A 6,289-nucleotide genomic window follows, 5' to 3' on the forward strand; every position below is an offset into this window, starting at 1 on the left:
GAGAATCACAAGGTCTTGAGCAATTCGACGAGTCCGTTCTTGTCCTCGTCGGTCATGGAATCGAACCAAGGGAAGTAGTGCCCTTTGTCCATGACGAAGTCGGGGCACTTATTGACGTCCATCAGCGCCGGCGCGATCTTTTCTCTCATCAGTTTCCTGGCAGCGACAGCGTCGAGGTGGCGCGATTTGATTTCCGCCAAGCCGTTGACGAGCGCGGAGATCGCGGCTTTCTGCTGGGCCGGTTCGGCCTCCGGGTTGAAATTCGCCAGCAGATTGACCGGCGTCCCCGCGGGAATGGGGCCGATGCGCACGTCACCCAATTTGCCGGCGTTGAAGTAGATGACCAATCCCCCGAACACCCCGAATAGCAAGAGGACGTAACCGGCGCGTCGGACGTACCGGCGACTTAGCGGCAGCCAAAGTGCAAGACTTACTGCCGACAAAGCCACAACTGGCAGGAGCCAGGGCTGGACATGGCGCAACCAGTCGACATGCCGAGGTTGCGGGCCATCTTGCACGATCCACAGGACGACCGCCGTCAAAACCGTGGCGGCTAGAAACAGATAAGCAAGCAGCTTCCTGCTGGCGCCCCGCTTGCTTGTCAGCAGCACGACGAAGGCGCCGACGATCAAGATCGTGCTGGGCAACCACATGGGTTGCACGCCATGGAGCCAACGGAATCCAGGAACCTTGTAAAGATTGGAGGCGAGATAAAATCGGTGGGCGAGATAGGGAACTCGCTCCGAATCGATCGTCAGGTACGATTCCTGCGTCGTTCGCCAGATTAGACCGTGGTCGCGGCGCAGTCGTTCCGCCGTGGCGCCGTTGTAACTGCTGCTGGTCAGTCGTCGCTGGGGCCAGAGCAGTTTTCGAATCGCGTCGTCGTACGCTTCTAAGCGGCCATTGACCGAGGGGTCGCCGTTGAAGAGTCCGAGGCTATTGTTATGCAAGAACGGGGCGGTCGCCCAAATCGACATCAGCGTCGGCACGCGGTAGTATCCGGGGCCCCCGCCGCCGTCAGGCTTTTTCGTGTTGGGATTGATATGCCGCGGCGTAAACATGTCCATCCCGCCCTGCTTGCCCAGGTACGGGTTGAAGTATTCGATGCCCCCCGGCGACGGCAACGCACGAAAGCTTTCCGAGGCGAAATCCTCCCACATATGTCCCGTCATCCCGTTGGTCGCCATCGCGCGGGCGGCGTTGGTCTTCACGAGGTTGATCGGGATGCGGTAGTCGGTCGACAGGTAATTCTCGGTCCAAAACGTCGGCTCGTTGACGATTCGCTCGGCCCACTGGCGATATTCAGGATCGTTGAGCCATTGCGCCGGATCGTGTTCCCAAAGCTCGCCGATATTCGCGGCCTTCATGCGAGATCGCAGTCGCCGATCCGCCAGCCGTTGCGTCGGACCGGATTGCTCGTCCGCTGAGCCCTCGCCGCCTGCTCTTGCATGCGACTCGTACGTTACGGCGGCGGCGTTTTGGCCGGGCGGTACTGCGGACGAGTCGAAATCGGGGATCAACGACAAGGTGCTTTCCGGCTGGATGCTGGAGTGGCAGACGATGCAGTTTCTGGCGAAGGCCTCTCGCCCCCTTGCTAATTGCGTCGTATCGACGCGGCGCGCCTTTTCCGCGGCCAACAGTTCGTTGAAGTCGGTCTGTTGCTGCCTAGCTTGGTCTCGCAGTTTATCGAGATCCGCCGGACCGATCGGTTTGAGTCGAGCCTGGGCGCCCTCGGTTGCAAGCAGCGGCATCGCCGGCGTGATCCTCAGAAAATAATCTCTCAGCCCCGGCACGCGGCGTTCGGTCGCGTTCCAGTACACCGACGACTCTTCGCAATCCGCCAAGCGGAACGGCCGTTGCGGAGTAAATCCAACCACGACCTGATGCAGTTTGTTCCATTGCTCCCAGTAGCTGCCGATGTTGAGGTAGACGCGGGCCAGGGCGCCCCATGTCCCGATCGAGTCCGACCCGTCGAGCAGAATTCGCGGCACGCTCCGCGGATCGTCGTTAGAACGCCGAATGCGATCGAGGATGCCGAGCTTTTCCGCCAGCGAGACGATCGCATCGGGCACGACGTCCTCGCAGTCGCCTGGGCGACCGGGATTGGGAGTCTTCCACAACGACGGGAGATGTTTGCTGCGGGACGAAAGGTCTTCCGACGGGTTGAACAGCGAGACAACGGCTCGTTGCCGGAGGCCGAAGACGGCGTTCATCGAATTGGGGTTATTGATGTTGTCCGAGGCGATCAAGGACGTGTCGATCGTGCCGCGAGGTTGGCTCTCGAGCAGATGGTAGACGAAGTGTTCCGGTTTCAATTGATTGCCCACAGTGGCGCGCATGCTCAGATACTGCGCACCGATATTGCCGGAGAGATCCGACCAGCGCGGATTCACGACGTCCCGCGGAGGCATGAGCGGGTGAAACGAAGCGTGGCAGAACGCACAACTCATCCCGACTCGATAGGGCCGAATCAGATTCGGATCGTTGTAGTAGGTGCGATCGCTGAAGTATCGCTCTGGGTCCCAGCGTTCTTGCGCGGCCGCGTCAAAGTAGGGATTGGGAAAGAGCCGCAAGCCGATCACGCCGCTGGAGAGACCGTACAAATCAGGGGGCGGGACCGTGCCGTCGAGTTCCGCGTATGATTCTGAACTGGCCAGATGCACGTCGCTCCGCACGTGTCCTGCGCCGTCACCGGCGGAGGCGCCGTCATGCTGGGCGGAATCGTCCGCTTGCTCAGCGAGATAGCTCGACGGATAGCGATAGTCCTCGTTTCTGAAGGCCCCTGGATTGCCGACGTAGAGGCCCGACCCGTTATATTCGCCAGAGGCGGTTTTGCGTCGCAATCCGACTTGCGACTTGTCGCGTCCAGCGGCGATCTTGGCAAAGGTCTGCGTGACGAACGCTCGGCGCCACTGTCGGACGGCATCGTCGGCCGGCAAATCGAGCCAGAGGCCGAACTCGTCGGGATTGGGGCGTCGGGCTTGCTCCATGTCAGGCTCGTTGATCAGCCCGTCCGACTCGAACCGTTGATTTCTGCGGCGCGAATCGACCAGCTTGAGCAGATCGATGAATCCGAGGCTGTCAGTGCAGAGCCAATCCCAGAATCCTTCGTTGCCGGCGCACCATACCATCCACGTATTTCGGCCGATTCGCTCCGAGGCATTCAACGCGGGCGCTATGGCTTTACGGTCCGAACTGAGCGGCGACCCGTTCGGTCTTTCATCCTGTTTGTCGAGCAGAACGTCGGGCCAAACGAACTGGTTTTCAGGATCCTCTGCCACGCACAGGGAATCCATCCCCTTAAAGAAATCGGGCACATGAAGTTGCTCAGCTTCGCCAGCGCAGGGCGGCTGGTAGGGGTCGCCCGTACCCTGAGCGTGCCAACTCTTGGGACGATCGCGATCGTAAGTCGTGCGGACCTTGCCATAGCTGTAATGGGCGGCCGCTTCTGCATTAGAGATCTGCTCGGCGACGGCCCGCTTCTTGGCATCGTCAGTCTGCGCTTCTGGTTCCTTTGACGGCGAACAGCCGGCGGCGATCGCCAGCGACAGCGATACGCTGCCGATCAAGGCGGGATGCAGTCTCATGTGCAGACTCCCTCGCAAACGTGAGGAGATCGCAAGTCTTGTAACTCGTGCTCGGCAAGTGCGGAAGGTCCAGCAACAACGAGATATGATTCAAGTCGAGAGAAGCTCGAATTGCTCGTCGAACTGGGGGAGAGTCGGGTCCATGCGGGCTTTCTACGTGTTGTCGGACCAATCGAGACGCTTCAAATCAGTCGATTGTCAATCCAGCATCCGCTTCAACCTAGCGGACATCGCAGGGGGGCGGTACGGCTTACGCTTCGTTGACGAGACAACGCGTCTCGAATGCGACTGCTTCCCGGAGAGGCGTCGTCGGACCTCTGGGTTCAGGACCGCGTGGTAGGCGATCTCGTCCGCAACGTCGCGGACCTCAATCGTGAGCTGCGATTCATTGACGTTCATCGCATTGGCCAACGCAGCGCGAATGCGTGCTGGGTCGTCGTTGGGGAACAGGGCGACGATGTCGTCCACTTGGCTCAGCCGTCGCGCCGTGGGATTAGCGTTCAGGGCGCTCATGCCTCCCGCCGCAACGGAACTGGGCAAAGCGGCGCGCAGCAGCTTGTCGACGTTCAGCAGGCCCGGTCCGTAGTTGCTCGCGTCCCAACCGTTTGGGGCGTCGAATCCTTTCGACACGAGCACTTCCTTGAAGGCCGCCGCCAGGCCTCCCATTCCGAACCGGTTGATCAAGGCGGCGCGACCGTGGTGCGCCAGCCAGAGGGCGGCGGCGCCGGCCGTGATGGCGGTCGCAAAAGACGTGCCCGATCCTGGGGCGACCGTGAACCCGGTCGTCGACGCCTGGGCGCGCCACACGGATTCCCCGGGGGCCGTGATGTCCACTTGGGCGCCAGAAGCCGAATCCGCCCAGACTTGCTTACTGCAATTGCAAGCGGCGACCGCGATGACTTCATCGAGTTTCGCAGGGTACACCACGAACGGCCAAACATTGCCCGCCGCGGCGACGATGATCACCCCTCGTTCGATCGCATACTGGACCGACCGGTGCAAGAATCGCGAGTAAAGCGGCCCCCCCAGGCTGATCGAGAGGACGTGGTGCCCTTCGTCCGCGGCAAAGCGAATCGCTTCGGCCAGCTTGGCGAACGAGAACAATACGACGCTGGTGGTGATTCGCAGCGGCACTAGCTCCGCCAGCGGCGCCACGCCGGTCACGGCGCGACCCGGGCCGACGGAACTCATGATCACGCTGCCGGTGCCGGTGCCGTGACCGGGGGAAAAGCCGCTGAGAGTGTCGCGTGGGTCGAGATCGCCTTCCTCGAAATCTCGACCCCGGCTGACCAGGACGCGGGCGGCGTCGAGCTCGGGATGATCGGTGTAACCCGTGTCGGGGTGCCCGACGATAATTCCCTGACCGCGCGATTTGCCGCCGGGGGGACGAGGCGCATCCCAGGCGGCGGCGACTCGGCAGAACGCGAGCGCCCAATCAGGCGCCGCAGAGCAGGACAGATCCGAGTCCTCACCGCCTGAGGAGGAAGACGACGATCGCGAAACCGTCGCAAACTCGGGCCGCATCATCTGAGGCATTTCATCGGGGAGAAGAAGCGAAGGCTCGCAATCCTCGACCAGCCGATGTTGGCGAAGGCGATACGCCAAGTCAAACGCCTGCGCAACAGTCGGGTTGCTTTTGTCAGCGGGGCGACGAACGCTCACGTCCCGCGACTCACGACCCATTAACGCGACGATCCAGTCGCCGGGAAGTTCCTGTCGAACGATCTTGCGGGCCAGACTCAGCGTCTCGACGGGACTGATACCTGGAACGCCGACCCGGACTACCAAGCCATCGGACCTGGCCATCGCCGAAAATCGCGTGGGGGTCGGCTGTCTGGCAGCCAAACGATTGGCGGTACGCGAGCGTCGAGTTGATCGTTTGCGTGCCATGAACCGCGAACCAGTAACGGAAACGGATGACTACTTCAGCACGCGCAGAACAGACTCCAAAGTGAAACGCGGATGCGAACTCTACTCAGGAACTCGCAATCCTCAGACGACAAACACAGCTCTACAACCTCACCGAAGATATCGCGTTCATCCAATCTTGCAAGGTTTTGTTGGATGAATTCGCTACGAATTCACCTGCTGACGGCCCTGGCGACAGTGAACTAGAAGGATTAACCCTAGGATTTCCATGACTATTTGACGGTCATCCGCTTGGCCGCGTTAGGCAGGGCCAACGCACACTAACTTCCTTTACGGACAAGGAGTTGCATCAAGAAGTCGGGGCTCCCTCCGGCCCTGCGTCGTTTCATGAGTTGGGTTTGCTTGCCGGGATGCTGCTTGACGTGTCCTGGTTCATCGTGAACTGGAATTCCGGTCTTGGGGCGTTAGCGGGTCGAAATCGCGAATTGATGTTTAGGTTCCGATGGGCTGAAGTGGACGCCAAGACCTGGACAGCTTAATAAGGTGGCGAACACCCTTTCCGGGGGTGACGCCTATCTGGAGGTTTGGAACGCTTCGAGGAAGCGGCGGAGTTTCGAGTCGTCATTCAAGGCGAGGGTGGCGCTGTCGGGCTGTCGCGGGAACTAAACGACGTCTCAGTTAGCGAGCAAGTACGAGGTCCACGCCGGCCAAGTGACGGCGTGTAAGAAACAGTTGTTCTCGGGAGCGGCGGGCCAGTTCGAGGACCGGCCAGGACGGAAGCCGGACGAGGCCTCGACGGACGAACAGGAGTCGTACGAGCAGATCGGCCCGCT

General features: G+C 60.9%; 2 protein-coding genes. Both read right to left on the minus strand.

All coding sequences use genetic code 11. The features are described 5' to 3' along the window. Positions 1–5 precede the first annotated feature (5 nt). Positions 6–3,587, minus strand: a complete 3,582-nt coding sequence (locus KF688_17935; protein MBX3427565.1) for a hypothetical protein — start codon at positions 3,585–3,587, stop codon at positions 6–8. Between the two features lie 198 nt (positions 3,588–3,785). After that, on the minus strand, positions 3,786–5,393 hold the full coding sequence (locus KF688_17940) for a S8 family serine peptidase (protein MBX3427566.1): 1,608 nt from the start codon (positions 5,391–5,393) through the stop codon (positions 3,786–3,788). Between the last annotated feature and the right edge of the window lie 896 nt (positions 5,394–6,289).

Source organism: Pirellulales bacterium (assembly GCA_019636345.1).
Lineage (GTDB): Bacteria > Planctomycetota > Planctomycetia > Pirellulales > Lacipirellulaceae.

Coding starts and splice junctions, on each gene's coding strand:
- KF688_17940 (MBX3427566.1), bottom strand. CDS start 5,393: ATGGCCAGGTCCGATGGCTTGGTAGTCCGGGTCGGCGTTCCAGGTATC.
- KF688_17935 (MBX3427565.1), bottom strand. CDS start 3,587: ATGAGACTGCATCCCGCCTTGATCGGCAGCGTATCGCTGTCGCTGGCG.